The sequence below is a fragment of the Salipiger sp. ABF4_146 genome, assembly GCF_056161345.1.
On the sequence record NZ_JBSWYX010000009.1, the window covers coordinates 215,957 to 242,352 of the forward strand.

25 protein-coding genes and 1 pseudogene are annotated in these 26,396 nt (G+C 62.3%); 12 read left to right on the forward strand and 14 right to left on the reverse strand.

Going from position 1 to position 26,396, the window contains the following annotated elements:
- Positions 1 to 3: 3 nt before the first annotated feature.
- A complete protein-coding gene (locus ACXAJT_RS14920; RefSeq protein ID WP_475236461.1) occupies positions 4 to 201 on the reverse strand; it encodes an Lrp/AsnC ligand binding domain-containing protein in 198 nt (65 codons plus the stop codon).
- 65 nt (positions 202 to 266) lie between these two features.
- Positions 267 to 596, reverse strand: a complete 330-nt coding sequence (locus ACXAJT_RS14925; RefSeq protein ID WP_475236462.1) for a hypothetical protein — start codon at positions 594 to 596, stop codon at positions 267 to 269.
- Between the two features lie 154 nt (positions 597 to 750).
- On the opposite strand from ACXAJT_RS14925, the pseudogene ACXAJT_RS14930 reads away from it, so the two are divergent.
- Positions 751 to 867, forward strand: a pseudogene (locus tag ACXAJT_RS14930) (transposase domain-containing protein); the annotation flags it as partial.
- Between the two features lie 1,626 nt (positions 868 to 2,493).
- Complete coding sequence (locus ACXAJT_RS14935) at positions 2,494 to 2,817, forward strand: H-NS histone family protein (RefSeq protein WP_475236463.1); 324 nt, start codon at positions 2,494 to 2,496, stop codon at positions 2,815 to 2,817.
- Positions 2,818 to 3,008: 191 nt separating this feature from the next.
- On the opposite strand, the gene ACXAJT_RS14940 is transcribed toward ACXAJT_RS14935, so the two are convergent.
- Both ACXAJT_RS14940 and ACXAJT_RS14945 read right to left on the reverse strand, forming a co-directional pair.
- Positions 3,009 to 3,431: a VOC family protein gene (locus tag ACXAJT_RS14940; protein ID WP_475236464.1), complete on the reverse strand. Its 423-nt coding sequence runs from the start codon at positions 3,429 to 3,431 to the stop codon at positions 3,009 to 3,011.
- A 307-nt stretch (positions 3,432 to 3,738) separates the two neighbouring features.
- The gene (locus ACXAJT_RS14945; protein WP_475236466.1) at positions 3,739 to 4,221 is read right to left on the reverse strand and encodes a hypothetical protein; all 483 of its coding nucleotides are present in this window, start codon (positions 4,219 to 4,221) and stop codon (positions 3,739 to 3,741) included.
- Between the two features lie 397 nt (positions 4,222 to 4,618).
- On the opposite strand from ACXAJT_RS14945, the gene ACXAJT_RS14950 reads away from it, so the two are divergent.
- Positions 4,619 to 4,951, forward strand: coding sequence for a hypothetical protein (locus ACXAJT_RS14950; RefSeq protein ID WP_475236467.1), 333 nt, complete (start codon positions 4,619 to 4,621; stop codon positions 4,949 to 4,951).
- 250 nt (positions 4,952 to 5,201) lie between these two features.
- On the opposite strand, the gene ACXAJT_RS14955 is transcribed toward ACXAJT_RS14950, so the two are convergent.
- From ACXAJT_RS14955 to ACXAJT_RS14965, 3 genes are read right to left on the reverse strand one after another with little or no spacing between them, the layout of a single operon-like run.
- The gene (locus ACXAJT_RS14955; RefSeq protein WP_475236468.1) at positions 5,202 to 7,163 is read right to left on the reverse strand and encodes a type IV secretory system conjugative DNA transfer family protein; all 1,962 of its coding nucleotides are present in this window, start codon (positions 7,161 to 7,163) and stop codon (positions 5,202 to 5,204) included.
- Positions 7,164 to 7,185: 22 nt separating this feature from the next.
- Complete coding sequence (locus tag ACXAJT_RS14960) at positions 7,186 to 9,099, reverse strand: relaxase/mobilization nuclease domain-containing protein (protein WP_475236469.1); 1,914 nt, start codon at positions 9,097 to 9,099, stop codon at positions 7,186 to 7,188.
- Positions 9,096 to 9,632, reverse strand: coding sequence for a hypothetical protein (locus ACXAJT_RS14965; RefSeq protein ID WP_475236470.1), 537 nt, complete (start codon positions 9,630 to 9,632; stop codon positions 9,096 to 9,098). Before ACXAJT_RS14965 ends, ACXAJT_RS14960 begins: the two co-directional genes overlap by 4 nt.
- Positions 9,633 to 10,246: 614 nt before the next feature.
- Between ACXAJT_RS14965 and ACXAJT_RS14970 the strand changes: the two genes are divergently transcribed.
- Both ACXAJT_RS14970 and ACXAJT_RS14975 read left to right on the forward strand, forming a co-directional pair.
- Complete coding sequence (locus ACXAJT_RS14970; RefSeq protein WP_475236472.1) at positions 10,247 to 11,029, forward strand: ParA family protein; 783 nt, start codon at positions 10,247 to 10,249, stop codon at positions 11,027 to 11,029.
- A complete protein-coding gene (locus ACXAJT_RS14975; protein ID WP_475236474.1) occupies positions 11,026 to 11,736 on the forward strand; it encodes a hypothetical protein in 711 nt (236 codons plus the stop codon). The genes ACXAJT_RS14970 and ACXAJT_RS14975 overlap by 4 nt, the downstream gene beginning before the upstream one ends.
- Before the next feature lie 33 nt (positions 11,737 to 11,769).
- On the opposite strand, the gene ACXAJT_RS14980 is transcribed toward ACXAJT_RS14975, so the two are convergent.
- Complete coding sequence (locus tag ACXAJT_RS14980; RefSeq protein ID WP_475236476.1) at positions 11,770 to 12,252, reverse strand: hypothetical protein; 483 nt, start codon at positions 12,250 to 12,252, stop codon at positions 11,770 to 11,772.
- A 273-nt stretch (positions 12,253 to 12,525) separates the two neighbouring features.
- Here ACXAJT_RS14980 and ACXAJT_RS14985 point away from each other — a divergent pair, with 273 nt between their 5' ends.
- Positions 12,526 to 12,726 (forward strand): hypothetical protein, encoded by a 201-nt coding sequence (locus ACXAJT_RS14985; RefSeq protein WP_475236477.1) that lies wholly within the window; start codon positions 12,526 to 12,528, stop codon positions 12,724 to 12,726.
- Positions 12,727 to 12,838: 112 nt separating this feature from the next.
- Here the strand turns inward: ACXAJT_RS14985 and ACXAJT_RS14990 are convergent, their stop codons facing one another.
- The 5 genes from ACXAJT_RS14990 to ACXAJT_RS15010 form a co-directional block, all read right to left on the reverse strand.
- Positions 12,839 to 13,723 (reverse strand): ArdC family protein, encoded by an 885-nt coding sequence (locus ACXAJT_RS14990; RefSeq protein ID WP_475236478.1) that lies wholly within the window; start codon positions 13,721 to 13,723, stop codon positions 12,839 to 12,841.
- Between the two features lie 1,175 nt (positions 13,724 to 14,898).
- Positions 14,899 to 17,220 carry a zinc metalloprotease gene (locus tag ACXAJT_RS14995; RefSeq protein WP_475236480.1) on the reverse strand — a complete coding sequence of 774 codons (2,322 nt, stop codon included), beginning with the start codon at positions 17,218 to 17,220 and terminating at the stop codon, positions 14,899 to 14,901.
- Positions 17,221 to 17,273: 53 nt separating this feature from the next.
- Complete coding sequence (locus ACXAJT_RS15000) at positions 17,274 to 17,660, reverse strand: hypothetical protein (protein WP_475236482.1); 387 nt, start codon at positions 17,658 to 17,660, stop codon at positions 17,274 to 17,276.
- A 788-nt stretch (positions 17,661 to 18,448) separates the two neighbouring features.
- A complete protein-coding gene (locus ACXAJT_RS15005; RefSeq protein ID WP_089964248.1) occupies positions 18,449 to 18,775 on the reverse strand; it encodes a single-stranded DNA-binding protein in 327 nt (108 codons plus the stop codon).
- 1,059 nt (positions 18,776 to 19,834) lie between these two features.
- Positions 19,835 to 20,767, reverse strand: coding sequence for a LysR family transcriptional regulator (locus ACXAJT_RS15010; RefSeq protein WP_475236484.1), 933 nt, complete (start codon positions 20,765 to 20,767; stop codon positions 19,835 to 19,837).
- A 95-nt stretch (positions 20,768 to 20,862) separates the two neighbouring features.
- Here ACXAJT_RS15010 and ACXAJT_RS15015 point away from each other — a divergent pair, with 95 nt between their 5' ends.
- From ACXAJT_RS15015 to ACXAJT_RS15040, 6 genes are all read left to right on the forward strand, one after another.
- The gene (locus ACXAJT_RS15015) at positions 20,863 to 21,369 is read left to right on the forward strand and encodes a TRAP transporter small permease (protein WP_475236485.1); all 507 of its coding nucleotides are present in this window, start codon (positions 20,863 to 20,865) and stop codon (positions 21,367 to 21,369) included.
- A gap of 9 nt (positions 21,370 to 21,378) precedes the next feature.
- Positions 21,379 to 22,656 (forward strand): TRAP transporter large permease, encoded by a 1,278-nt coding sequence (locus tag ACXAJT_RS15020; RefSeq protein ID WP_475236487.1) that lies wholly within the window; start codon positions 21,379 to 21,381, stop codon positions 22,654 to 22,656.
- A gap of 17 nt (positions 22,657 to 22,673) precedes the next feature.
- The gene (locus ACXAJT_RS15025) at positions 22,674 to 22,961 is read left to right on the forward strand and encodes a creatininase family protein (protein WP_475236488.1); all 288 of its coding nucleotides are present in this window, start codon (positions 22,674 to 22,676) and stop codon (positions 22,959 to 22,961) included.
- Complete coding sequence (locus tag ACXAJT_RS15030) at positions 22,913 to 23,503, forward strand: creatininase family protein (protein WP_475236491.1); 591 nt, start codon at positions 22,913 to 22,915, stop codon at positions 23,501 to 23,503. The genes ACXAJT_RS15025 and ACXAJT_RS15030 overlap by 49 nt, the downstream gene beginning before the upstream one ends.
- Positions 23,504 to 23,508: 5 nt before the next feature.
- Positions 23,509 to 24,459: a TRAP transporter substrate-binding protein gene (locus ACXAJT_RS15035; protein WP_475236492.1), complete on the forward strand. Its 951-nt coding sequence runs from the start codon at positions 23,509 to 23,511 to the stop codon at positions 24,457 to 24,459.
- A gap of 95 nt (positions 24,460 to 24,554) precedes the next feature.
- A complete protein-coding gene (locus ACXAJT_RS15040) occupies positions 24,555 to 25,748 on the forward strand; it encodes a M20 metallopeptidase family protein (RefSeq protein ID WP_475236494.1) in 1,194 nt (397 codons plus the stop codon).
- Positions 25,749 to 25,955: 207 nt separating this feature from the next.
- Here the strand turns inward: ACXAJT_RS15040 and ACXAJT_RS15045 are convergent, their stop codons facing one another.
- On the reverse strand, positions 25,956 to 26,282 hold the full coding sequence (locus tag ACXAJT_RS15045) for an amidase family protein (protein WP_475236510.1): 327 nt from the start codon (positions 26,280 to 26,282) through the stop codon (positions 25,956 to 25,958).
- Positions 26,283 to 26,396 lie beyond the last annotated feature (114 nt).

Sequence of the window (26,396 nt, forward strand, 5' to 3'; positions counted from 1 at the left end):
GGGTCAGCGCCCGTCCAAATGCCTGGTCGGTAGGGCGGTGGTATATTTGACCTGATCCAGCGCGAAGCTGGAGCGCATGTCGGCAACCCCGGAGAAGATCTGGGTCAGGACATTCATGACGAGCTCCTGATAGCGCAGCAGGTCTTCCACCACGACGCGCAACATGAAGTCCTCCGTTCCGGTCATCGGGTAGCAAGCCACCCTTATATTTCGGGATCAGGTTGGCGTGCAGGACCGCATGGATGCGCGATTTCAGGCGGACCGTCTCATCGAGGAGCCCCCTTCCGCTCGGCGGCCTGTCGGCGTCGGCGAACAGTATCTTCGTCGGCGGCCCAGACTTCGGGCGGGAGGCACGACGCCTGGAGGCGCGCCAGCGTGATGGCGTCGAGCTTGTCAATCTTGACGCGAGTGTAGGCAATCGCCCGCACCATCCGCGGATTAGCGATGACGACCCTGCTGACGAACGGCCGGAGCAGCCGCTCGATGGCCGCCGTATTGCCGGTCGCCTCCAGCACCACCTCGTCGTCGAGCCTAAGCCTTCGCCCGAACGCGACGACCTTGTCCTGCACAAGATCAAGGCATTGTTCATTGATCAACTTGCCGTCTTCCAGGATGGTAATCTGGGCGGACGCTCATGGACGTCCATTCCAATGACACGCATGCTCCCTCTGCTCTGGTTTCCGGGAGCTGGCGAGTCTACACGACATCTACGGATCCGCGCTCACAGCGCAACCGGGGAGCCTTCTTTTACTTCTCTTCACGGCAAAGATGAACAAGATCGGCCCGCAAGCCTGGCTTGCCGACGTCTTCGCCCGGCTTCCCAGCACAACGGCATCATGCGTGCCCAACCTTCTGCCCTGGAGTTGACAGCCATCAGAGCGCCGGCGGGCAGCATGACCAAGGCCTACGCCGGATGCTTACCTTCTGGCGGGCATTCTCCTTGATGTCCGCAAGCTCGAAGAACAATCCAGGACCGTGCTCGATTTGTGCAGCCTACGGCCGCGACAGCCCCTTGCGCGGAGGATTATCTCACTCACCACGCGATAACGTTGTGCTGAATGAACAATTTTGTTTTGGAAATAACTGTTTAGCCAAGTGCAAGGCGGTTGCATGATCTTGAGGACTTAGCTTTAATGATTAGGAGCGCGCCTCGTCGGCCTCCCCTGGGCGGATCCTATCCCCGATGCTCAGATAAGCCACCACTCACGGATCGAAGCGCGCTCAACGTCCCCCTTTCCAATCCGCTGGTATTTGCATCAAGAGCCCTGCACCCGTTCCTCTTCGCACCTTGAATGGTCTTTTAGCGCCTTTGCAGCCCCAACCGCGGCTTGACGTGAGGAGCCGCGGGCATCGCGTCAACCGCGTTCCGCCACAGCTCAATCCCGCCTGCCTTCACGGCCTTGGACTGACCGAGACCACGGAAGCCGCGCCCCAAGTTTCGGAACACACTCTACTATCCCGGCGGAACCAAATGCCCCGGAATTGGAAACATTCTCCAAACCGGGGCAACTGGTAATGAAAAGCGATGTCATTAAAGTGTCGCCCTCCTCCTCGGCTCCGGGGAAATTCCGGAGGTTTGTTCGAGGCCTCCTCGGGCACGTTCGTCCACTCACGGACCTCGATGACGCTGCGTGATTCATTTGATTCCGTCGAGTCCGTTCATCCCCAAGTTGTCGAAGAATCATGGTCTCTCAACTCTTAGGAAACAGGGGCACAAAGTCTTGTGGGTCAGGCGGCCGTGAAGCGGATGAAAAATGGGGAGCTTTTGACCTAGCCTTTTTAGCCGAAAGGAAGCAGGCAGCCAGCGATCCTGATCACCCGAAGCAAAACGCATTTTGCTCGCGCTTGGCGTCCTTCAGGAAGCTCCTGCCGTTCTGACGGCCTGTCCAGGTCGCGCGGATCTCAGGCTGCCTCATTTCTGACGCCCGGAGCGCTATCTGGCACGATTGTCGAAGTGGTTGGGTGCCAAAGGCGGTCGCCGCGTGGCGCACCTGCTTTTCTGCTCAGCATTCAGCTAAAATTTGGACTTCCCATTTTGCGATCAGCAGCAATTTTCTCTGCTTCTCAGTCTCTTGCCTCTCTCGTGATCGGCAAATTCATTGGATGCTCTTAGATGGCCACCACCACCTCGCTGAACATTGGAAGATGCGCCTGCTCAGTCACGCCTCGCAGCCTGATTGACAATCGTCGCCCGATTTTCGGCGGCCTTCTCTTCAACAAGCGACCCTTGGAAACGGAATTTCCTTCAGCGCCAATATGTCCAGAATAAGGTGCCCCATATTTCCCTCACCTTCAGCTGATTAATTTGCCCTGCGAATTCTAAAGCATCCAGTTTCGTTTATCCATTTTGCGCCTTATTATAACCTAAAAGCGGCCGAGGACGTATGTTCACATAAAGCGCAATCCAGACTTTGCGATCACAGTCACATTATCGCGACTTGCAGTCAGCTTTCATTCCGACGACATAGGGCCGATCCCAATCTGGAGAAACCAATGACCTCGCAACTCGATCTACAATCAATGTCAAAAGAAGATCTGGTGGCGCTGAGCAAAAAAGTTAACAAAGCTCTCGCCGACTATGACGCCCGCAAGAAAGCCGAGGCTCGGGCCGCCGCCGAGGCTCTTGCAAAGGAAGCCGGGTATTCCCTCTCGGAATTGATGGAGGCCGGCAGCACCAAAGGCTCGAAAGGCGCACCCAAGTACGCACACCCCGAGAACTCGGCCCAAACGTGGACTGGCCGAGGGCGAAAGCCGAAATGGGTCGAGGAACACCTTGCTGCTGGGGGTGATCTCGAAGCCTTGGCAATCGCTAAGTAAGCATATCGATTTTGGAACTAACCCCGACCGAAAAGACGGGGTTAGTTCTGGCGAAAGCTGTATTGCTTCGGGCCAGCATCAACCGAATGCTATCGCCCGCCCCGAGTTCGCTGGCGGGGACGTGAACTCGGACGTGTCGGCGCATGAAGGCGCGCCGCGCGATATGTCCCGCCCACCAGCCCAAGGCTTCGCTAAACGCCGAACACGACGTGACCCTCTTCGTCGATCGGCCAGGCTGGATTCCACGCGATCTCCCAGATGTGGCCATCGGGGTCCGCGACGTAGCCTCGGACGCCCCCGTAAGGCGGCGCATCGGCCTCTCGGAGGACAGTCGCCCCCGCGGACACGAGCGTTTTCATGACGCTCTCCACATCCCCTTCCTCGGGCACATTGTGGGCGAGCGACATGGCACCCGCGGAGGGCAGGTCGCTGGCCCTGGCATCCTTTTCGAGCGATCCCTTCAACCATGTCCCGAACACGAGGCCGTTCATCTGGTAGAAGACGATCTCCGCGTTCTCGAATACCGGGGTCCAGCCAAAGCCGTCGCCATAGAACTTTCTGGATCTTTCGAGATCGGAAACTCCAAGGGTGATCACCGAGATCTGTTGCTGCATGTCCATGTCCTCTCAGCTCGCCTGCACAACATGCGCAGGCGCTTGGACCATGGGACGCGGCAATCGGAGCGCCGATGCGCGAAAGGACCCGTTCGCGGGGGCCGGGCCAACCGCACCGACCTAACCTGTTTCTGGTATCGCCAAACTACTCACCGTGCCCCAGCGATGCAACCAAGCCGGATATCAGGGCCTGCACGCCATAGATATGAACGGTTTGAGCCTGCCACTGACCTTCGAGGCTTCATGGATCCGCCGATCCTTCACCCTCAAGACCTTGCGTCACCGCCTTTCGGCGCGCCAAAGCAGCTCACCCCGATCGCGAGAGCCGCTCTTTATATTCCGCAATCGCATCGTCAGCCGACAAATCGGCCCGCCTTGAGAGTTCAATGGCAAGGTCGAGATCACTTACCTCCGCATAAGCGTCCACCTCGGCCGATGAGAGAAGATCCGCATCGTTGTCCATCAGTCCGGTTGCTTCACCCTCGCGGCGCGCGCACAGCGCGCTGAGCTGCATGTCATCCAATGACCGGAAACGACGGCGCTTGAGCTCACCGAGGTATGTCGTCTTCATGTCGTCTATAGTTTGCAACCAGTGGCCGTGCCGCCCCAGCTTCCATTCCCGCCAACCGACGTCGGGATCGTCAAAGATCTCACCGGCCGCGATCATCTGATAAAAGTCATGCAATCGCGTGGCATTTCGCTCGTATCGGTTCGACACAAGCTCGTCGAGTTCGCGGCAGCGCCCTATTCGGCGTCTCAATGCGGCGTCCGACAACATTCTCACGGTCATATCGTACCTCTGCTCCTACCCGATGGTTTCAGCACCTCTGCGAGCGCCTGGATCAAGTCCTGTTCTTTTAGGGCAACCCAAGTGCCTGCGAAATCAACTTTGGCGTGTGGCGCTGGCGAGCGCGACGCGCGCATGTGGGACGCAAACTCGGTAGCGCGCTGTGATCCCCCTCACCCGCCGTGCAACGACATTTCTTCAGGCGGGAGGAGCGCAACATGGGCGCAGTCCTCGCCCGCTCAAGAACAGCCCTGCCGTCCGCCCCTCAGGTTGAGAGAAATCAAATCTTCGGCAGGTTTCGGTGTAATCGCAGTGCTCAGACACCATATATATGACGCAACTTGGAGCTGGGGTCGTTGCCCTTGAGTTCTCCGACCCCGGGAAAGGGAAGGAGAAGATCATGTGGAAACGTCTTATAAGTCTCAGCCTGACATTTGGACTGGCAGCCGCCGGACCGCCAGCATCGGCGCAGATGGTCTGCGGGCTCCACGAGACCATCACCGGAACGCTCGAAAGCACCTACGACGAAGCGCTTGTCGGGCATGGACTTCAGTCTGCAACGCGCATGCTAGAAGTCTGGCGCGCAGCTGAGAAGGGAACCTGGACGATCCTTGCCGTGCATCCTGACGGGCTCGCCTGCGTCGTGGCCAGCGGGGAAGCCTGGATCGACGTGCCGCCAAGGCCGGCAGGGGTGGCAGCGAGCGCCTACCCGGCAGCTGAGAGCGAAGAGTAATCGCCAAACCTCACCGAGCGGATGCGGAAGGTGTTCGCAGGCGGCCATGAGCCCTGTCACCGGGCTCAGCCTTCATCGGCTGAGAAGCGGAGCTCGAGGGCTGGGGCTCCCGGTCTCGAATTCGCGGACCCGGTGACAAAATTCACGACATCCCAGCAGCAGGTACAGTTTTTCAGGGCCAAGGACCGTTTTTCAGGCCCGGCGGTGGGCGGTGCGGACACGAGGATGGGCCGCCCGTGGCAAAGGCTTCCTAGACCTTCTCGCTTTCCTCCTGCGGCAGACCACCATCGGCATCCTCAAACTTCGCCAAATCCGTGGCACCTGCCCGCTTGGGTCGCCGGCGGGACGCGGCCCGGCCTTCTCCGTCCTTGCTCCGCCTGGTCTCCGCCCGCGCCCGCATCTCGGCAAACCGCGCGCCGTAGTGCTCGCAGGTCTCGACCGTCTCCTCCGCCTGCGTGATCTGCGCCAGGCTCGCGACCTTGCGCTTCGGCCTGGCAGTCAGCGGCGGGTACGGCAGCGCGTGTCCGTGTCGCGCCGCCTCAATCGGCCCGAAATGGTGGTCCTCGTAGGACGTGATCCGGTGCGCCTTGATGGGATACTGGCCCTCCGGCAGGATCAGCACCTCGTCGATCGGGAACTGCAGCAGCTTGCCCGGTGAGAGCAGCGCCCGCTCCTCGCTGCGGCGGCTGATATTGGCGCTGTCGTCGAGCTCGCGAATGCGACTCTGGCTTTCGGTCTTCGACACCACAGTGTGTTTGCCCAGCATGTCCGACAGGACCGTCGCCGTGTGATCCTCCTGCGGCGTCATGAAGATTTTCACCCCGGCGCCGGCCATGAGCGCCCGGCGCCCGGCCTCGCCATAGAGCGAGGGGTTGTCGAGACCGGCGATCGACTGGGTGATGATGAAGAAGCGTCCCCCGAAGGAGCGGATCGTCTTGATGCTGTTCTCCACGAGCGGTTGGCGCCCGAGCTGGTCGAACTCGTCCATCAGGAACATGACCGTGTAGGGCTCGTCGGGGCTCGGCTCGGCCCGCTGCAGCGACGCGATGCCCTCGGCGAAGAGCAGTCGCACCAGCGGCGCCAGCGTGGTCAGGTGCTCGGACTGCGTCGTGATGTAGAGCGTCTGCGCCTCGCGGCGGAAACTGGTCAAATCGAAGTCGTTCTCCAGCGTCGCGCGGACCACCGAAGGGTCGTCCCAGAGCTGGAAGCCGGCACCGTTGATCACCGAGCGGTAGCTGTCGGTGACTTTCTGGCTCATCCCCGCCATCTCGGAAAAGATCGTCGCGACGATGGGGATGTCGGTCATCTCGGCATACTCGCGGTAGGTCTCCTCGGTTTTGCCGCCACCCCCGAAGATCTCCTTGGCAAAACCGAGGTTCGGCCTGCCCTGCTCGATGGCAAAGAGGCAGGAGGCGACGAAGAGCCGCTTGCCTGCCTGATAGAAGCCTTTGGCCGCATCTCCCTGCACAACCAGGAATTGGTCGGCCAGGATATTGAGTGCGGTATACTGCTGATCCGGCGACGACATGGCCGCGATCCGCGCCAGCGGGTTGAAGCGATGCGTCCGGGTCGAGGGCCCGTCTTCGGTCTCCAAGTAATCGAAGGGCGAGAAATACCAGATGCGATTTCCGAGACCCTTCTGGCGATGGATCGCGGTCTTCTCGAAGTTCTCGCCTTTCACGTCGAGCACGATGGCGCTGCCGCCATGATGCAGAAGGTTCGGTCTGACAAAGCCCACGCCTTTGCCGCGCCCGGACGGGGCCACCATGATGAAATGCGGAAACCGGTTCGGCGTGGCGGAGATGTAGAGCCCCTGCTTTTCCGGGCCCGTGGTCTTGCCGAAAACGAAGCCCTCCTCGGAGATCGGCTTGACCATCTTGTTGCGCCGCATCTCGCGCCGCGACTGGAAATGCGCGTCGTCATAGCTGGTGAGCCGGCCGCGGTAGACCCCGGCGACCCCCACGGCAACGAGGCTTAGCGCCACCAAACCGTTGATGAGGAAGATGACCTGCAGGGCGTCTGGATTGGCCTGAAGCGTGGGCCAACTCCAGCGCAGGAACCAGGGCTCGAGCGGATCGAGGCTGCTCAAGCTCTCGCGGAATACGAGCGCGCCGTAGATCGTGGCGAGCATGGCGCCGATGTAACCGCCGGCCAGCAGACCGCCAATCACGGCGAACGGGTAGCGCCACGCCGTATCTAGATTCTGGATCATCGTAAGAGATCCTCCCGTCTGCTTAGAGTTCGTGCCCGTCCTCAATGTCCAAGCCACGCTCAGCGGCATGCTCGGCCGCGAGCTCGGCCTGCCGGACCTGCGCCATGGCCTGGTAGGCCTCCACGGTCTCGCGCTCGCGTTCCCCCTGGCCCACCACGAGATCGGCTTCGTTCTTCAGGTCGGCCGCGACCGCCGCCCGAATCGCGGGATCGCGGATTTCGTCCTGCAGCGGCGTGCTGTCGCCCTCGAGGATCTGTGCGAGCTCCGCGTCCGAGAGCGTATCCGCCATCCGATCGACGAGGCTCTCGATGGCGGGCACGTCGGCAAGCTGGTGGTGCTTGTCCACGGTCAGCAGCTGGTCGAGCGCCAGCTGCTCGACAAGGTCCCGCGGCACCGTCACGCCGTCGATGATCCGATGCCCCTTTTCGAAGACCGCGGCCAGCCGCGCGGAGGCCTCCGCGTCCAAGCTTTCCGTCCGGCCGCGCCACAGCGCTGCCTGCGCCAGGGAGTGGTCGCCTTGCGCGGCGTATTCCGCCAACTCCTCCGGCGTCGTGCCAAGCTGCGCCATAAGATCCGCATCCTGCGCAAAGGCGGCGACCAGCGCCTCGCGCAGATCGTCCAGCGTGCTGTCGATCTGCCGCACGCGAGGGTCCTCCGCCTCGAGCCCGTCCCGTACGTGCTGCAGCGAGGCGGGGGTGAGATGCGCAAAGACATCGTCGCGCGTCTCAGCCACCATCGCGTGGTCCTGGAAGAAGGGATCGGCCTGGGTGGCCGCCAAAAGCTCGGTACTGGTGCGGGAGAACTCCGCCTCCATCCGCACCCGCTCCGGCCCGGCATCCATGGCCTGAATGCTCTCCCAGGTCTCTCGCGCCTCGGCCAGCAACTGCTCGCGCGCTTGCGCCATGGCCGCGACGGGATCAAAGCTCTGGTCCTGCGTGGCAGCGTGGGTTTGCGGTGGCATCAGGGTGTCTGCCTCGGGCATGAGACGTCCTCCTTCTTCTAGGGTTTGCGCCGATGCGAAGAACGCCTGCGACAGCTTTTCCATGAACGCATTTCCGGGACCGGAGAGCGAAGCCAGCAGACCAAGACTGGAATATTGCCGCGCAAAGTCTTGCACCACCGCCCGGCGATGCGCCCTCTCCGCGTCCGACATCGGCGGCGGCGGAACCAGGTCCCCCCGACCCGTCTTGTCATGCGCCGCGCGGTACTCGGTCTCGCGCGGCGGGTTCTCGATGATCCCGCGCGACAGCCGGTTGGAGGCCACCATGTCGATGCCATGCGCCCGCGAGAGCTCGGCATGGCACTCGCGCATCACGTCGTAGTTGAGCTCCGACTTCATGCTGATCGACAGGAAGTTGCCCCAGTCGCAACCGACCTTGTCGACGACAAAATGCGCATGGATGTGGTCCGGGTCGCGGTGGACCGCAGCGACGTAGCGCCACTGATCGCCATAGTCGCCGCTGGCAAAGATCGCCTGCCCCCACTCGCGCGCCACCGCCTCGGCCGCCTCGATGCCCGTCCCCTTGGGAAAGCTCAGAATGATGTGGTCGGTGTGCCCGCGCCGGGGGGCGCCGCGCCAGGACGAAGACCAATCCTCCACCGCCCGCGACAAAGTGTTGGGGCGAAGATCACGGTCCACCCCGGCGAAGTTCGTCCAGGTGGCATGTGCCGCGTCTTCCCGGGTGATGTAGTTGAGCTGGCGGGTCAGCTCCTCCTTGGAATGGCACCCCCCGGCCCGGATCCGCTTCACCACAGACTGCGGCGAGCGCTGCGCGTTGCCGGCAAAGGCCCGGAAGGACCGGGCCTGTACGCTGCCATGCCCCGCGCCCGGCACGCGCGTGCCCGTCCCGCCGCTCCGGCTGCGGCGCGCGAGGTCCTCGAGCGGATAGCCAAGAACGGCCTCCTCGATCGACAGCGACCCCGACCCCGCCCTCATTTGTCCGCCTCCGGGAAGGCCACATCCGCCAACGTCCGCCGGCGCGCCACGTTGATGAAATTGGTCAGCGCCTCGGTCAAATCCCCCACCCGCGCGTCGAGCTGCGCCACGGTCTTGCCGTCCCGGGCGTTCCACTTGAGCCGCCCGGAGTTCGCAAGCTGGGTCATCTGGTTGAGATTGCGCCCCACAGCCACGAGCTCGCGCCGGCTCTCCGCGAGGGCCTCAATCTCCTCGACCCGCAGATCGAGCGCCCCGACAGCGAGCCGCATGAGGCGCCGAATGCCGTCCGACGGCGTCAGCCCCTCGGCCTCCATCAGCGCCTTGAAGGCCGCGTATTCCTCGACACTGACCCGGGTTCCGACCACCGCGCCGTCGGTCGTCGTGTGCGAGGAGACGGCCTGGTTTCGCACCCGCGCCACCGTCTGACGCGACCGTCCGCTGCGCCGGGCGATCTCGGCATCGGGCAATCCCTCGCCCAGGAGGCGATTGATCTCGGCAATATCCTTGTGGGTGAGACGGGGCCCGCGGGGCATATCGCAACCTCAAGCAGCAATCAAAATTCAAACACGCTCTATAGATGTACAACACAATACCATTCCAGCCAACCGACCATGAAGGCCGGTTTTCGCCCCTTCGGGGGATTTCCGCTTGCGGAAACCGGTCAGCCTTCATGGTCTCCGTATCGCGCCCGGTGACCCCCTCAGGGTCACTCAGGCAGGGCGCGGTGAGCCGCAGGTCAGGAGGCGGCAATCTCGCCCCTGCGAGATCTGCCGCCGGGGCCGTCCGCGGATCACACCTGTCCCGATGTGCCAGGCGTGGGGAGAGTGGGCCCCACGCCTGGCGGAGAGGGCCAATGTGCGATTTTTTGGCCCCCAGTCCCATGTGCGCTCCGCGCGCAATCTCCGGGCCAAAAAATTTCGGCAGGTGCTGGGTCGCTGGAACGCAGGAGAGCAGGAATGAATGACTGCACGATTGCTGGAATACTGGATCGGCGGAATGCTGCAGATATTGAAATATTGAGTTTTTAACTCATTGAGATGATGAAAGCTTGAGCGCTGGAGCCGTGGCGATGTTGATCGCTGGAGGCTTGGGGCGCCGGAGTTCTGGCGTGCTGAATGTGTGGACCGCAGGACTTGGAGGACCGAGCTTGAAGACCATCTCGACCATGATGATGAAAGGCGGCAGCGGGAAGACGACGCTGACCCGCATCCTCGCCTCGGCCGCCCTCGCCCGCGGCATGAAGGTCCACATCTTCGACGTCGACACCGACCCCCAGGCGCTTGGCTGGGAGGCCAGCTTCAACCGCGCCTCCTGGGGCAAGATCGACAAACCCGCCTGGCGCCATGACCAGCTGACCATCAGCGGTGCGGTCGCAGACATGGATGAGATCTACGACAGCTACGACCGCATGGAAGCCGAGGGCTATGATCTCGTGCTGATCGACACCCGCCCGGGGGCCAACGCTGACACCGAAGACCTGATCCTTGCCACCGATCTCGTGCTGATCCCCACCCGGCCCGAGCAGTCGGATTACTCGATCGCCGAGCGGACGCTCGAGTGGTTCGAGGACATCCTCAAGACTGTCACACCCGACTCCCCGACCCCGGCGCTGCGCACGGTGCTGACCGCAGTGCCAGCCAAGATGATCTCGGTGCTGACCGGGGATCTCGACATTGCCAGTCTGACCCCGCGCGATCGCGACGCCTTGCAGGCGGTCATGGACATGCCGCATGCGCTGACCGTGATCCCCAACTCGAAATACTGGCGCGAGATCGCGGCTTGGGGTCCGCTTGGCGTGGCCGCCGAAGCAGCAAACACCCAGCCCGCCGGGCGGCTGCAGGGCGGCGCCATGCTGGACATCCTCGCCGGGGGCGACGCGCTGCTCGAAGAGCTCCTTGCGGTCATCGACGTGAGGGAGGCGGCTGAATGAGCGACAATCCCAAGCCAGAGAAGCGCAAGAGGTCGCGCGTCGTGCGCACCTCACATGCGCTGCCAAATGCCGCCGAGCACGCAAAGGCGAGCAGCCGGCTCGCAGGAGCCACGGCCCGCTACGCGGGCCGTGCCACGCCCGAACCGCAAGAGACAAGGATCGAGCTCAAGCCCGACGCCGACGCCAGCGCTGGCGTCTCCCCTGATCTGGCCCCGGCGGGCACGGAGAAATCAGCGAGTGCAACGCAGCCGGAGCCGAGGCGACGGGCGCGGCCGAAGGCGGCCTCTTCGGGCGCCGCGGAGCCCAAAGAGGCCGGGGCTCCAGCGAAGAAAAATGTGCGTGGCTTCGTGGTCTGGCTGCCGGCTGACATGGCGCGGCTTGAGGCTTTGGCGGTCCGGCTTGGCACCAGCGTCGACTATCTCGAAAAGGCGCTGATGAAGCAGGCGCGCAAGCGATACCTGGATCTCGATCGCGCGGCGGCGCTGCGCGACAGCAAGGGTCTCAAGAGGCATCTGGAGCTGACACGGACCGAAGGCGGCGGCGGGCTTTTCGTGAATGCCTATTCGGACCCCGAGATTGTCCGCGCCCTTCGCGCGGAGATCGGCGATCCGCTCGACCTCATCGCCGACGCGCGGATCATCGGCGCGCTGTTCCGGCTCTACGGTCTCGACGCGCTCGCGGTCTACGAGCGGAAGGCGGCGGGATAAGCGTCGCCCTGGGCTTCTGCCCGCGGTGCCGACTCACTCACACGGGCCGGTGAGGACCTCGCCCGCATTCCAGGTCACCGCGTCATGCGCGCTGACCACGGCGAATTCGGCGCTCGACCCAAGGATGGTGACCAGCGTCGACCACGCATCGGGATCGGCCGTCGCCTGCAGGGCGCGGCCCTCTTCCAGCTCAAAAGCCGCCTGCTCGCCGCTCTGCGCCAGGACCACGATCCGCGCCGGCGCGCGCTCCTGCGGCAGGCTGACAGCAAATGACCCATTCGGCTGCGGGGCGAAGACACGATCGGGATCGCAGACGAGCTGTAGCGTTGCGCCGGGGCCCTCGAGATCATGCACCGGCAATCCGCGCTGGAGGCTGTGAAACCAGGTCACATCCTCGATTACCAGCGGTGCAGAGTCCGAGGCGGTCCCCTCCTGCGTCCCGGTCTCCTGCTGCGCCTGCGCAATGAGCGGCATCAGCGCAGAGACGATGAATGCACCGAATGATGAACGTCGCATGAAACACTCCTTTTGAGCACCAAGCGTACATCTCTTACGCTAGGGCATCCCATCCGGAATGAAAACCGAAGCCCGCAGGCAAAACTGCGTGGACAGGGCTAAGGGGCGCAGCCCCTCGCGCGGTCAACAGAAATAGCCAGGGCCGTGTCCTCGGCCGAGGGCCTGCGGGCCGCACCACCCCTGCCGATTTCTGCTGCCCTTGCTACCCCCGGCCTCGCCGGCGGGCAGGCCGGATAGCGCGCTATCCGGCTTCAACTATTTGGGACAAGAACCATGCTGGCGAAGAAACTCTATGCCTTCCCGATCTCCAAAGTTTTTCACCTCGATGACGCAGGAGAAGAACACTTCCTGGGACTGAGATTTCGGTGGAACACAGGAGAAACACAAATTGCCTGGGAGAACCCCGGCGCCTTCAAGATGGGCCTGATCGTTGAAGAGCCGATCCCTGCCCGATCTTCCCCGGGCCGGGACTAGGCCCGGCCCGCGCGGGTTGGACTCGGCGGCGCAGACGCTGAGACCAACCCGCGAAATTTGGCGGGCCCCGCGTGAGCGAGGCCCGATCATCAGCTTCAAGGTGGCAAGCGTCTTAGGCGGCCTGCTCGGCGACGCTCCACCCGGCCTCAGCCAAGATGAAATCCACTGCCTTCTGCGCTTCCGACGCAGCGCGGAAGATCGTGCGAGTGTCGCCTTTCATGGCAGCAACCCACCCTTCAACATAGCTCGCACTCTGGTCAAACTCCGGCTCCACGCCGATCTGCACCCCGAGCATGCACGCGCCGATCTCCGCCACCAGTTCTTCGAAGGCGTAGGCCGTGCGGTCGGAAAACCTCTTGAACCTGTCGAGACGTTTTTTCGAACCGCTCCAATGCGTCAGCTCATGCAAAAGGGTCCCGTAAAATGCCTGCGCGCTGAGAAACGTCTCGATCGGCGGCATGTGGATGCGATCCGCCCGGATGTCATAGTAAGCCCGCGGCTCCGGGCTCGAATGGATCGCCGCACCAGTGCGGGCAATAAACGCCTCGAGTTCCGGATCGGCTTTGGTGCCGAGATCCCGCGGCGGCTCGCGGCGGGTGTAGAACTCCTCCGGCAGGCCGTCGATCTGGTCGGAGTTGAACACGCGGTAGGCGCGGCAATAGGGGATTTTCTTCTCGTCGCCGTCGTCACTCTCGCGCTCGACCGTGCCGAACTTCACCACCGTGGCCGACGTCTCGCCCTTGCGCACCTGCGCCCCAAGCTCTTGCGCCTGCCGATAGGTCATCCAACGGGCCGAGGCATAGCCTTTGCTGGCGGCCGTCGCCCAGAGCATCAGCACGTTGATGCCGCGGTAGTCCTCACCATTGAAGCGGGCCGGCATCTGCGCGCCACCCGCGCCGCCGGTCCACGGCTTGCGCCAGGGCGGTGTGCCTGCCTCGATCTGCGCAATGATCTCATCGGTGACGTGCTGGTAAACGTCAAACTTCGCCTTTGCCATTTGTGGCCTCCTTCGTGGTGGAGACGTTGGGGGCCTCGAGCCCGCCTTCCGCCGATGGGCTGCGCCTCGGCCAATCTGTCTGACCGGAAACGCATGTTTTCGGCGGAACAGAGTGGGAGAGGGCGAAGCCCGACCCACGGGCCGGACACGGACAGTCAAAGGATCGGAGACGGGGGTGGTGCGGCCCGCAGCGCGCAGCGCGAGGACACGGCCCGGCGGAGACGACGCCACCGGCGGCGCTTGTCTTTTGACTTTCCGGGGCCGGTCTGTTGGGCGGACAAACAAACAGGATCATGCCAGGGCGGGGGTGAGCGGGCGCCAGCCCGTCGAGCCCCTGCCCTGCCCTTTGGACAGATGCGAGACGCGCGCCCCGCGCGGCTCTCCTCTGATCAATCCGCCAGAGCTTTCCAGCCCGCTCCCGGCCGAGGGGACGGGGCGGGCCTTGCAGGCGGCGAGCGGGACGCGCACCCATATCGCGAAGGATGGCGAGCCGACTTGTGGGAAGGTCTGGCTTGATGCCCGGCCGAAGGCGGGGCGGGCACGGTCAGGAGGTCCTTGGGCAACGGGGCCATGGAGGCCGTAGGGCGCCGCCCAAGGGTCAATGCCTGATTTTTGGGCGGGCCAGGGCCGGGCCAACGCAGGAAGGGCCGAGGGAGTTATTATCCACAGGGCTGCCCACTGCCGCTGAGGATGAAAACTCGGGCACCTCGCACAACCATGCCGATTGCGCTTTGCTGACGTTCGACACCTTGTCGACGAAGGGGTCTAATGCGGACCTTCCGGACATTCGGCGACCAGCCGGTGGGAATGCAGCATGACGATGGAGTTGCTCGCAGCCGTAGCAAGCGGGGTTCTGCGCCGCAGCGCAGATCACGTTAGCGGTCGTTCAAGGCCGCACCAAACCCGGAAGCCTAAACCCACCATTCGCTGCGCCTTGCCGCAGCGCCGCTGATGCGGACAAAGCGAGACTTCGCTGCACTTGCGCCAATGTCTGGTTCGGCGAAAACCTACTCCCGAAAGAGACTACGTTAGGCGGTTTTGGACAGTTTCGGCTCATTGCTGGTCACGCTATAGCCCCTGACTTCTTTGGTCTAATTTGAGCGCGCTTTGACAACGACTTGCGCCCGCTCCACAGCGTCGCTTCTGCCGCCCCCGTCGCTTTTGTAGGTTATAGGTCAGGTGCGCCGCTTCAGCCTGGCCTCGGTGTTGTCAATCACTGAGGCAAGAATGTTGCGCTTCTTCATGACCTTGACGGTTTCCTCCATCACCTTGATGGCCCCAGTCTCGTCGCCGGACGCTTCCATAGCTTCGGAAAGATCACGCAAACGGCCGAAGTACTGAATATGTCCGAAGGTATCCGCGGCGTCGTCGGGTTTTTTCAGCAAGGCTGCGCTTTGAACCTTGGCCGCTTGGCTGACCTTGGCATTCTCGGCCTTGATCTTCAAATCTGACCGGGAACCATCGGTTTCCAGAACCTTGAAGTCCCGGAGATTCGGTGACGAAAGAGCGACCTCGGCGTGTTTCGCTGCGGGATTGTCCTTGCATGTCTCAGTCACCGTTTTCAGAATATTCCCGGCCGTATCCATCTGCGGCGCGCCGCCAAAGGCCAGGACCCGACCGACATCCTCAGTGAAATAGTCGGGCGCAACGCTTTCTTCGCTCTGGGATGCCGGCGCGCCAACATAGATGCGCAGGACGTTCGACACGACGATCTCATCGCCCAAGTCGACCGCCGCCTGCACCTTGTAGAACCCCGGTTCATCGATCAGCCAACCATCCGTGGACGTGCTGATCATGTGCGCGCCGAAAATGGATTTGCCGGGTTCGATCTGTTCTGTGTCTTGCTCGTGGCAATGCGTAATCATCGGGCGCCAAGGCTTGGTGAGACCGCCCTCTCGCTGCATGTAGACGTTGATGTGGCGCCCGTCCTTGAGCAACTCGTGATCCACGTTCGCCGTCCTGTCGCCGGTATTGGTCAGCTTCAGTTCCATCGTCACCGGTTCGAGGAACCGGTAGACGTTGGACTCGCGGTTGGGTCTGATCTTCAAAGCCCAGTTACCGGTCTGGCTCAACGCGTCGGGCTGTTCGAAGCCATGGTTCACAAACCAGTTCGAGTTACCCATTTGAACGAATCTGCGTGGAGCGTGACGCATGAAGACCAGCTCGTCATCCGAGAAGCGGAACTGGAAGTCGCTGAAGAACGCAGATTCGCCCCCCGAGACGCGGAACGGATAGTTCATGTAGCTGCGAGACTCGGGAGCGTTGGCGAGCGGAATCCAGGGATCGCCCGGGGCCTGTGGTGTACCCAATGCCTTCTGCCAGGCATGGGCGAGATTGAAGGCGTGTCCAATCTCGTGAATCGCCGTCCAGAATTGCATCCGGCTCCGCCATGCAGGCGCATTTGGATCATCCGTAGGCGCGTCCTGAATGAACGAGTCGGTGAAGACCGCCGTGCCCTGGCGATGCTGTGTTCCGATGTCATCGAACATTACACCGCCAAGACTGCGCCCGGAATCGTGACGCGCCGCATAGAGAACCCACATTACCCATTGTGGACGATTGGCAAAGCGCGACCAGAAAGTCGCCATTGCGTTGTGCATTTCTGCGTCGGACCATGTGCCGTTGGCACCAGACCCTGTGGTCGGTATCGTAGTACTTCCCGGCGACCGGGTCGCGTCGAACCCCGCGCGTTGGTACACCGTTTCGAGGCTCAGCGTTTCGCTTGGCAGAGCCGCAGGCCGGGTGGGGTGTGATCCGGTGTTGTAGGACGTCACGATTGTGCCTGCATTGGACACCCGGTCCACCTCGAACTCCACAGGATCGAAGTAGCGGGATTCAAATGCCAGGTTGTATGTGCGCGGAGTGATACCACCTCCTGACAACTGCAACGAATAGCTGCCATAGTTGAAGCCCGTCGTCCGCGATGCCTTGAACGTGACGGTGGTTCCCGGAATCAGCGATGCATCCCCGTCCCTGTACATGATCGTGGCCGTCACCGTGCGCCGGTTGAAGCCCGTGCAGACGTCCGACGTAACTTCCGCGATGGCATGTGCCGTCGATCTGGGAAACACGCGGCTCACTTCTATCGAAATGCGCTGTTGGGGATAAAACCGGTCAACATCGACCCGCACTGTGACGCTCAATAGATTGATCGGAAAAAACGGGCCAGGAACGGGTCGCGGAACGATAGGCCGCGATGGTAACCGTGGAGGTACAGGGACCGGCGTCGAATGCGTGGCAGGGGTGTACCGGTATCGACCGCTCACGGCGCTACAAAATTGCGGGATCGGTAAGGGCCGCGGTATTGGTAATGGCCGGGGGAAAGGCTCTGGAAGGGGGCCCAATGGGTTTGGAGTAATTGCTTCGAGGTCTTCGACCTCGGTTTCATTGTCTTCGGAGATCGTCCCGGCAACATAGTCGGGATGCTCTTCATCCGGAAAGGTGATCGCCTCGTGAGACGGTTCCATGTTCTCGGATTCGTTTGGTGTATCAGCCATAACTCGCTCCAATTCTTTGTAATTTCAAAAAATCGTCGGCGAAAACGCGGTGCCTAGAGGTAACCCGGTCTCAAATCTGTTTTGCGTGTGATCAACACTCCATCCTGCAGGGCAAACGTTACAAAAGGGTGCGATGCGTCAACGTCGAGGTGTACTGAGGTCTTCGGCTCGCTAACGGTGACGACCACCTCCTCTCCTTCTGGCAGGTCAAGCACCTCAATATGAGCCAGACCTGTTTGAAATCGTGTTTGCGCGGAAAATTCGGCAACGATCCTGCCCTCGACCTGAATCGAGATATCCTCGCCGCTGAAGCCCTCGGTAAAGTGCAGTTCTAGTTGCATCTCCGGCCATTCCTCAGCCGCAGCGGTTCCCCAAAAGGTGCCGGTGCCGATGGCAATGAACCCTGCAAAGCAAAGGCCAATAATTACTTTTGAAAACATGTTTCACCAAATTCAGCGGCACACGCTGTACGGGTATCAATATCATTTTCTGACTGTTTTTTCAACTCTGGGTTACAGTGCCAAGCAACTGCCTGCGCGGTTTGGATCAATCCTCCAAAGCCGTCCGGCAATGACCGCTTCCGTGATTTGGGCTGAGTTACAACTAAGGACGCAACATACACGCAATGCAATGCTGTGTCAGCGAAGTTGAATATTCAATCCAGGTTTTGTCCCGCGATGCGGTCGCTGCTCCCAAGGATTTCGCTGCGCGGCGCACGAACAACCGGATCCACCGCTGCGATGCAGCATGAGGTTTCGCCACGCCACAGCGAAAGTTCCGCTGCGAGCGGTAGCAGCAGGAATCTGACACTTCCGCATAGGGCTCTCAGTCAGCTTTCGCTGCCCAAGGCACGAACGGCTGTTTCTGATACGGGTGACCTCAGCGCAATACCCTCCCCGGGGGTCTTAAATGTTCGTGCTCGCCGAGCTCGGGACCAGCGACGTCAGCTACCAGTCTTTCGCCCTCGCCCATGGAACGATGCTGCCCGAGATATCGGGAAGGAGCGCCACGTGGTTCTCCGGGCGCAGGCGCAGCCTGATGCGTGTCGGCGGGCTCACCGAAGCGATCCAGGCCCTGACGAGCGATCCCGAAAAGACGAGATCAGAAGAACGCGCCGAGGGAGACCGAGGTTCCGCGGATTGTGCCGGACGCGCGCATTACGCCGCCGGGTGGGCTGCGCGGCCGACAAAGCGGAAAGGGCGGCCGATGGCCGCCCTGCCCGTTTGCCTCAGCCCTCGCTGGCCTTCTTGCGCAGCAGGTCGAAGTCGTTGGCGGCGAAGGTGACGTCGTAGACGGTCTGGCCGTCCTTGGTGTATTCGCTCTGGCGCATGGTGCCGCGGGTGTGGACCACGTCACCCGGGGCAATATTCTCTTTCGCCCATCCGATGACGCTGTCCTTGAAGATCGTGACCTCGTTCCAGAAGGGGCGCGACTGGAAGTCGCCGCGATCATCTTTCCGGCCGTATTCGGCGGCGATGCTCACCCGGAGCGTGGGGCCGACCTCCTTGATTTTTCCGACCCGGCCGATGATCTGAAATTCTGCAAAGGTACGCATTTTGTGTCTCCGTCAGTTTGAGTGTTTCGGTGAAAAACGAGCAGACCGGGCCGCGATGCGATCAAACCAAAAACCGGAGGGTCCGCAAAGCGGAAGCCGGTTTTTCGTTTGAAAGACGGCGCTTTAGCGCCGACCGGTCGCGAAGAGCGGACCGAGTCATGTTGAGTGTCCGAAACACGCTGGCGGAGACAGGGCGGGACCCTGCAAGCTCGGCTCTCTGCAGGCGGGACAATCATGGACGGCGGCTTCGGAGCCTCCGGCATCGCCGCTGGCCGGTCAGATGATCGCGGGCGGTGGCGCGCAGTGCCGGCGACGTCACATCACGTTCTTCGCTGAGTCCGGGGCGAAAGAGACTGTTGCCCTGGGTCACGTCTCGAGCGGCGGGTCCTATGAGGATGCCGAAGACACCAAGGGGACGAGCTCACCACTCTAGGGCGCCTGGCGGCCCTGCTGCGGAAGACGGCGGGCGCCGCCCGGGGCTCAAGGGAGGCGTGAACGACTGCATCGCGGCTGGCTTACCATTGACAGGAAACGCGCGGCCGAGGCGAGGATCGCCAGATGCGCTCGAGACGGTGATCCGGGAATATCGGCGCGATCTCGTGCCGACGAAGATCGCAAGGCAAGCCGAATCCAGCGCAACGATCAAGTCGCCGGCCGTGTTCATCACCGCTCCGGAGGTTTCCATGCCTAGGATGATTGCGTTGAACAGGATGACCCCCATGACCGTGTAGCGCGTCGATGGTCGATCGAGGAAATTAGATAGGTGGTGGCGCTTTTTTTGTCGGCTCCTGGATGAATTTCAGGCCCATGTATGGGCCCGCCAGAGTGTGCTCCAGTCCCAAGCTAGCTGACATTGGAGCAGGCCAATATCAGGGTCTGTTCTGCATCGCCGCGGTGCCGCATCGAGCCCCCGGACTTGGCGTTACCGGGAACCGCGGTTGCTGCGCGTGCATTCGGCTGATTTTCCCCCGCAGCTGATGAAAACCGATCACGAGAGGCAGGATCAGGTCGATGTGAATGCCGTCATCCCAATTGGCCGGAACGGCCCCGCAAAGGGGCTTAATCGCTTCGGTTCTGCGGTGACTTGTCATCCGCCGTAGTGGGTGCGTTCACGGCTTTGAGGCACTGCACGAAGACGTCGACAAACGGGTTTAGGCTATCGACCCGCCAGGCTGCCACCAACGAGATCGCCTCGGGCAGATCCGGCAGAGGTCGGACGACCACGCCCGCTACCGGCTCGTGCTCGACCCAGCGCGGCAAAACGCCCACGCCGAGCCCGGCAGCCACCAGCACCGACACGGCCTTCGTATGGCTGACCCGTTGCACGATGTTCGGGGCGTAGCCAGCGACGCGGCAGTATTGAAAGACGATGTCCTGATAGCCGATCCCACGGATATCACTGAAGCCGATGAATTTTTCTTCCCGTAGATCACCGATGTTCAGATCGGGTTTGGTAGCCAGGGGCGAGTCCTTGGGAAGAACAGCCGCAAAGCCCTCGCGATGCACCTCAAGCGTCCGCAGCCCGCTCATCGAGCGGGGAGGACGAATGAAAGCCACGTCGATCTTGCGGTCGGCCAACAGGGGCAGCTGCCCTTCGGTGGTGTTGAAGGTCATATCGAGCTGGACCGCTGGGGCGCGTTCCGACAGCAGGCGCAGTGCCTCAGGCAGCACTGCATGGACCGCGGTGGACATCGCGCCGATCCGCAGCCGGCCCGCATTGAGCCCACCTACCGTCCGCGCCTCGTCGAGCGCATCTTCGAACCCGAGCAGAGCGTCGCCGCATTTTTCGAACAGGGCATGCCGGGCGGGTGTTAGAGTAACGGTGCGGGTCGTCCTGTCGAACAGCCGGACGCCAATGCGCTCTTCGAGCTGACGGACCTGCTGCGACAGAGGGGCTTGGCTGATGCCTAGAATTTCAGCAGCACGTCCGAAGTGTAACTCCTGCGCTACCCGCATGAAGTAGCGCAAGTGCCGGATTTCAATGCCTTTCATGAACTATTCTCCAAAACAGAATAATAGATATTATTCATATATTGGACATGAAGATTCAAGGCTGCTGGATTACATCCGATCAACAGGACACGCCTATGACCCCAAAAGAACCAATCGACCTCTTCCTGCCAGTGCGCTGGATCGTCACCGCCATGCTCATCGTCGTTGTCGCCACCACCTTGGCGCAGATCGTCATGCGCTACGCATTCAACGCGCCGCTGATCTGGAGCGAGGAATTCGTGCGGCTGCTGATCGTCTGGATCACCTTCATAGGCGCCTCTGCGGTCTGCTATGACGGCCGCCAGCTCAACGTCGAGGTCTTCCTCAAGGCGGCCCCGCCGCGCGTGCGCAGCGTCCTGCGGATCTTCAACGCGGTGGTCTCGTTGGCTTTTCTTGCTGTGCTCGGCTGGCATTCCATCACGCTCGTGAATATCGAGATGATGCAGGACCTGTCGGCGCTGCCTCTGAAGGTCGGCCATATCCGGCTGGCCGCCACCATCGGCTGCGCGCTGATGATCATCGGCATTCTCGCGCGCATCTTCTACCGCCGCCCCGGCCTCAGCCGGATCGACACCACACACGTCGAAAACGACGCGATGTAAAGCCAGGCCATGCTTACGACACTTATCATCCTTCTCCTGCTTGTCCTGCTGTTCACCGGGCTTCCGCTGGTTTTCGCCATCGGCTCCGCGTCGGCGGTCTATTTCTACTTCTCGGGCATCAAGCTCGCGCTGCTGACGCAGCGGATGACGTCCTCTGTCGACTCCTTCCTGATCCTGGCGATCCCGTTCTTCTTCCTTGCGGGCGAGCTGATGAACGCCTGCAAGCTGACCGATCGGATTATCAACCTGGCCAAGGTCTGCGTCGGCCATATCCACGGCGGGCTGGCGCAGGTGAACATCTTCGCCTCGCTGATCTTCTCGGGCATGTCGGGCTCGCCGACCGCCGACACTACCGCTCTGGGCTCGGTGCTGATCCCGGCGATGAAGCGCGAAGGCTACCCGGCGCCGTTCTCCGCCGCCGTTACTGTCGCCTCGTCGATGGTTGGCCCGATGGTGCCGCCCTCGGTGTCTCTGGTGATCTACGGCACGCTGGCCAACGTTTCCGTCGGCAGGCTGCTGCTCGCCGGCATCGTGCCCGGGCTGGTGATCATCGGCACCCAGATGGCGTTCACCTATTTCTACGCACGCTACGCCGACCTGCCGCGCTATGAACGGGCGTCTTTCCCAGAGGTGCGCAGCGCCTTCTGCCAGGGATTTGCCGCTCTGATGTTCCCGGTGATCATCGTGTCGGGCATCTTGCTGGGGATCTTCTCTCCGACCGAGGCCGCTGCCGTCGCCGTGCTCTATGCGCTCTGCCTCGGCTTCATCTACAAGAATGTCAGCCTGCGCGACATGCTCGGCGCGGTGACCACCACCGCACTCGGTACCGCGCGCATCCTGTCGATCATCGCGGTGGCCTCCGCCTTCTCGTGGATCATGGTGCGCGAGGGCGTGCCGCTGGCCATCGCCAACTCGATCTCCGCCATCTCCGAGGATCCGCTGATCGCGCTGTTCCTCATCGTGCTGATGCTGCTTGGCGTGGGGCTGCTGATGGTGGCCTCCTCCGCCGAGATCGTGCTGACGCCGATCCTCGTGCCGGTGATCCTGCAGTTCGGCATCGACCCGGTGCATTTCGGCGTGCTGATGGTTTTTGTGCTGATCATCGGCGGCGCGACCCCGCCGGTCGGCGTGCTGCTCTTCATCGCGCAGGACATCGCCAAGATCAGCCACCTTCAGATGGTGCGTGCCATGCTGCCCTTCTACGTGCCGCTGGTGCTCGCGATCATCCTCCTGGTCTGCTTCCCGCAAATCAGCCTCTTCCTTCCCAACCTCGTCTTCGGCGATTGAGCCGAACGGAGACTACCATGACGACTGAACACCAAAATCTTCTGGAAAACATGAGCTTCGAGCAATTCGACGCGTGGTCGAAAGCCGAGGAGAAACCGGTTATCCTGATCCCTCTCGGCTCTCAGGAGATCCAGGGGCCGATGGTCCCGATGGGTGACTTCATGCTGACCCGCGAGGTCGCCGCCGAGGTGGCAAAGACCTCCGGTGCGCTGGCTGCTCCGACGCTGCCCTTCGGCTATGCAGAATATTTCCGCCCGTGCCCGGCGGCATCGCGATCTCGGCAGACGCCTTCCGCGCCACGCTGACGGACATCCTCGACAACTTCCTCGATCACGGGTTTACCCGCATCGTCATCCTCAACGGTCACAGCGGCAACTACCCGCTGATCGACCAGGTGATCCGCAACGTGCGCAACAAGCACGGGCTACTTGTGCCCTGCATCAACCTGTGGCGTTCGATCCCCGACGCGCTCTGGACCGAGCTGCACGGCGAGTTCGGCAAGAAAGCCTTCTCGCACGGCGGCGATCCGGTGACCTCCGTTTACATGCACTACTTCCCCGAGCTGACCCACCCGGACCGCGCCAAGCTGCCCGAGACGCCGGGCCAGCTGGCAGGGATGCCGGTGGCCGGCCTCGCCGGGGTGAAATTCCAGGACATCGAAATCGGCATGCCGGTCAATGTTGACGACCGCTGCCCCGACGGGATCGTTGCCGGCGATCCCGCGCGCTCCTCGGCGGACAAGGGCAAGAAGATCGCAGAGCACCTCGTTGCGTTCTGCAATGACTTCATCGCCCACTTCCGCGAGAGCGAACCGAAAGTTCCGGCCATGACGAAAACAGGGAAGTAAAACACATGAAAAAGTTCACCATTGCCGCCGCCCTTCTGGCAAGCACCGCGCTCGCAGCACAGGCCGACGAAATCCGCTACGCGACATGGGCCCAGCCCGGCGAAGCGCCCTATGCGGGCGCCGAGAAGTTCAAAGAGGTGGTCGAGGCGAATTCCGATCACACCGTGACGATCTTCCCCGGCGACCAGCTCGGCAAGCCCAAGGAAGTCTATTCGCAAATGGCGCTCGGCTCGACCCAGATCCTCGCCTCCGGCGATCCGGGCATGAAAGAGATCGAGTACCTGGCCCTGCCCTACCTGATGAACAGCATCGACGATTACGCCGCCGTACTGGACACCGACTTCGGTCAGGAGTGGAACGCGCGCCTGGTCGATGAGCGTATGGTGCGCCTGATCGGCTTCATGCCGCGCAGCCCGCGCCAGATCAGCGCCAACAAGGTCATCAACACCATCGACGATCTTGCCGGCCTGAAGCTGCGCGCGCCGGAGCGCGACTACTACGTCGAGTCGCTCTCCGCGCTGGGGGCCAACCCGACCCCGATGGCCTTCGCCGAGGTCTACACCGCGCTGCAGACCGGCATCGTCGATGGTCAGGAGAACCCGATCGAGACGATCTATGCACAGAAGTTCCACGAGGTGCAGGACGGCCTCGCGATGGTCGACTACATCGTGAAGCCCGCCTATGTCACGGTGTCCGAAAGCTTCTGGCAGGGCCTCAGCGAGGAAGATCAGGCGCTGATCATCCGCGCGAACGAGGAATCCACCAAGGTGATCGGCGAGATGCTGCCGCAGGAGCAGGACAAGATCCTCTCTGAGATGGAAGCTGCCGGCGTCACCATCACCTACCCCGACAAGGCGCCGTTCATCGAGGCGACCCAGTCGGTGCGCGACGAGCTCGGCACCGCAACCTGGGGCGAAGAGGTCTACAAGCAGATCGCAGAGATCGGCGCCAACTGACCCCGGCTCTTCCCCCCTGAAGACCAGTTTTCGAAAATGGATCCTCCCTTCGGCTTTCGCCGAAGGGGTGGTCCTTCTTGTGCCCGAGGAAGACAATGACTGACGCCACCAATCTCATCTCCCAGATCGACGCGATCACCGACGAGATCACGCCCGACCTGATTGGCATCCGCCGCTGGATGCACCAGAACCCCGAACTTGCCTTCGAAGAGGTAAAGACCTCGGCGATGATCCAGGAACAGCTGGACGAGGCCGGCATCAGCTGGACGGGCGGTTTGGGCACGACGGGCCTTTGTGCCACGCTGGGCGATGGCTCCGGCCCGGTGATCGCGCTGCGCGGCGACTTCGACGCCCTGCCGATCCACGAGACCGGCACGCCGGAATATGTGTCGACTGTGGACGGCAAGTCGCACGCCTGCGGTCACGATGCGCACACCGCGATCCTGCTCGGGGTGGTGCGTGTGCTGTCGCGTCTCGGCACGCTGCCCGGCAAGGCGATGTTCATCTTCCAGCCCGGCGAGGAAACCCTGACAGGCGCACGCGCAATGCTCTCTGACGGGCTGTTCGAGCATTGCGAGCCCGACATCATCCTTGGCTACCACAACTGGCCGCTGATCCCCGGCGGCACAATCGGCTGGCATCCGGCGACCGCCTTTGCCTCGACCGATCCTTTCGACATCGAGATCCGCGGCAAATCCGGCCACGGCGCACACCCGCATCTGGCAAAGGACCCGATCGTCGCCGCCTCGGCACTGGTCACCGGCCTGCAGAGCATTGTCAGCCGCCAGGTTGCGCCGCTCTCCGCCGCCGTGCTATCCATCGGCAAGATCGAGGGTGGCACCGCCCGCAACCAGATCCCCGACAGCGTGCGCCTCGAAGGCACCACCCGCAGCCAGGACCCTGCCGTCCGCAGCCAGATCCGCGAGGCGATCGAAGCGCAATGCGCCGGCGTCGCGGCCCAGTTCGGCGTCGAGATCGAACCCGTGTTCCACACCGGTGTGCCGCCCGTGGTCAACAACCGCGACATTCTCGATCCGGTGCTGAAAACCACCCGCCAGATCCTCGGTGAGGACAAGGTGATCGAACTGCCGCAGGGCTCCATGGGCAGCGAGGATTTTGCCGAATTCTCCAGCCGAAAGCCGGCGGCGCACCTGCGCATCGGATCGGCGCTTGAGCACCACAAGACCATGCTTCACCGCAGTGACTTCGACCTCGACGAGGCCTGCATCCCGACCGCCGTGCGTGCCCTCAGCCTCGCGATGATCGGCCTGATGGAAAAGGCGGCCTGACCCGGCTGGATACGACTTTGCATTCACGCAGCGGCGCTGCGTGAATGCCCGCAAGAACAGTCACCGTAGGAAGCCGTCCTGAGCGTCGAACAAACGCGATGTTTCGCTTCGGCGGATGTTGTTGCGCTCGATCTTGGTGCGCGCCTGATGAGAGCGGGCAACCTCCGGCCGCGGGCGAGGCGGGCCGCTCCCCGGCCTGGCCTGCAATCAGGCCTCGGTTGGCACCTTGTCGAAACGCGGCCAGCCCGTCGTGGGCCCGCGCCAGCCCTCGTAGGCCTTGGCGAGCGCAAAGACCTCTGCATCCCGGAACCGCGGGGCGACGATCTGCAGCCCGATGGGCATGCCGCTCGCGGAGAAGCCGCAGTTGATCGAACAGGCCGGTTGCTCGCCCATGTTCCAAGGCACGGTGAAGCAGATGTGTTCGAACGGGCGGGCCGGGTCGTTGGTCGGCGAGGCCCAGTCGGCGGGATGAGCCAGCCCCTTTGAAGTGGTCCACCCACGAAGCGTGAAATCCGATAGGATTTCGGCGAACAGGAGGACTACGGAATGGCTGGAATGCGAGAGAAGCCGGAAGACATTGTCACCAAGCTGCGTCAGGTCGAGGTGCTGCATGGCCAGGGCCTGTCGATGGCCGATGCGGTGCGGCAG

Excerpts from the sequence above, each read along its gene's own strand:
- ACXAJT_RS14935 (WP_475236463.1), top strand. The coding sequence starts at position 2,494 with ATGACCTCGCAACTCGATCTACAATCAATGTCAAAAGAAGATCTGGTG.
- ACXAJT_RS14940 (WP_475236464.1), bottom strand. The coding sequence starts at position 3,431 with ATGCAGCAACAGATCTCGGTGATCACCCTTGGAGTTTCCGATCTCGAA.
- ACXAJT_RS14945 (WP_475236466.1), bottom strand. The coding sequence starts at position 4,221 with ATGACCGTGAGAATGTTGTCGGACGCCGCATTGAGACGCCGAATAGGG.
- ACXAJT_RS14950 (WP_475236467.1), top strand. The coding sequence starts at position 4,619 with ATGTGGAAACGTCTTATAAGTCTCAGCCTGACATTTGGACTGGCAGCC.
- ACXAJT_RS14955 (WP_475236468.1), bottom strand. The coding sequence starts at position 7,163 with ATGATCCAGAATCTAGATACGGCGTGGCGCTACCCGTTCGCCGTGATT.
- ACXAJT_RS14960 (WP_475236469.1), bottom strand. The coding sequence starts at position 9,099 with ATGAGGGCGGGGTCGGGGTCGCTGTCGATCGAGGAGGCCGTTCTTGGC.
- ACXAJT_RS14965 (WP_475236470.1), bottom strand. The coding sequence starts at position 9,632 with ATGCCCCGCGGGCCCCGTCTCACCCACAAGGATATTGCCGAGATCAAT.
- ACXAJT_RS14975 (WP_475236474.1), top strand. The coding sequence starts at position 11,026 with ATGAGCGACAATCCCAAGCCAGAGAAGCGCAAGAGGTCGCGCGTCGTG.
- ACXAJT_RS14980 (WP_475236476.1), bottom strand. The coding sequence starts at position 12,252 with ATGCGACGTTCATCATTCGGTGCATTCATCGTCTCTGCGCTGATGCCG.
- ACXAJT_RS14985 (WP_475236477.1), top strand. The coding sequence starts at position 12,526 with ATGCTGGCGAAGAAACTCTATGCCTTCCCGATCTCCAAAGTTTTTCAC.
- ACXAJT_RS14990 (WP_475236478.1), bottom strand. The coding sequence starts at position 13,723 with ATGGCAAAGGCGAAGTTTGACGTTTACCAGCACGTCACCGATGAGATC.
- ACXAJT_RS14995 (WP_475236480.1), bottom strand. The coding sequence starts at position 17,220 with ATGGCTGATACACCAAACGAATCCGAGAACATGGAACCGTCTCACGAG.
- ACXAJT_RS15000 (WP_475236482.1), bottom strand. The coding sequence starts at position 17,660 with ATGTTTTCAAAAGTAATTATTGGCCTTTGCTTTGCAGGGTTCATTGCC.
- ACXAJT_RS15005 (WP_089964248.1), bottom strand. The coding sequence starts at position 18,775 with ATGCGTACCTTTGCAGAATTTCAGATCATCGGCCGGGTCGGAAAAATC.
- ACXAJT_RS15010 (WP_475236484.1), bottom strand. The coding sequence starts at position 20,767 with ATGAAAGGCATTGAAATCCGGCACTTGCGCTACTTCATGCGGGTAGCG.
- ACXAJT_RS15015 (WP_475236485.1), top strand. The coding sequence starts at position 20,863 with ATGACCCCAAAAGAACCAATCGACCTCTTCCTGCCAGTGCGCTGGATC.
- ACXAJT_RS15020 (WP_475236487.1), top strand. The coding sequence starts at position 21,379 with ATGCTTACGACACTTATCATCCTTCTCCTGCTTGTCCTGCTGTTCACC.
- ACXAJT_RS15025 (WP_475236488.1), top strand. The coding sequence starts at position 22,674 with ATGACGACTGAACACCAAAATCTTCTGGAAAACATGAGCTTCGAGCAA.
- ACXAJT_RS15035 (WP_475236492.1), top strand. The coding sequence starts at position 23,509 with ATGAAAAAGTTCACCATTGCCGCCGCCCTTCTGGCAAGCACCGCGCTC.
- ACXAJT_RS15040 (WP_475236494.1), top strand. The coding sequence starts at position 24,555 with ATGACTGACGCCACCAATCTCATCTCCCAGATCGACGCGATCACCGAC.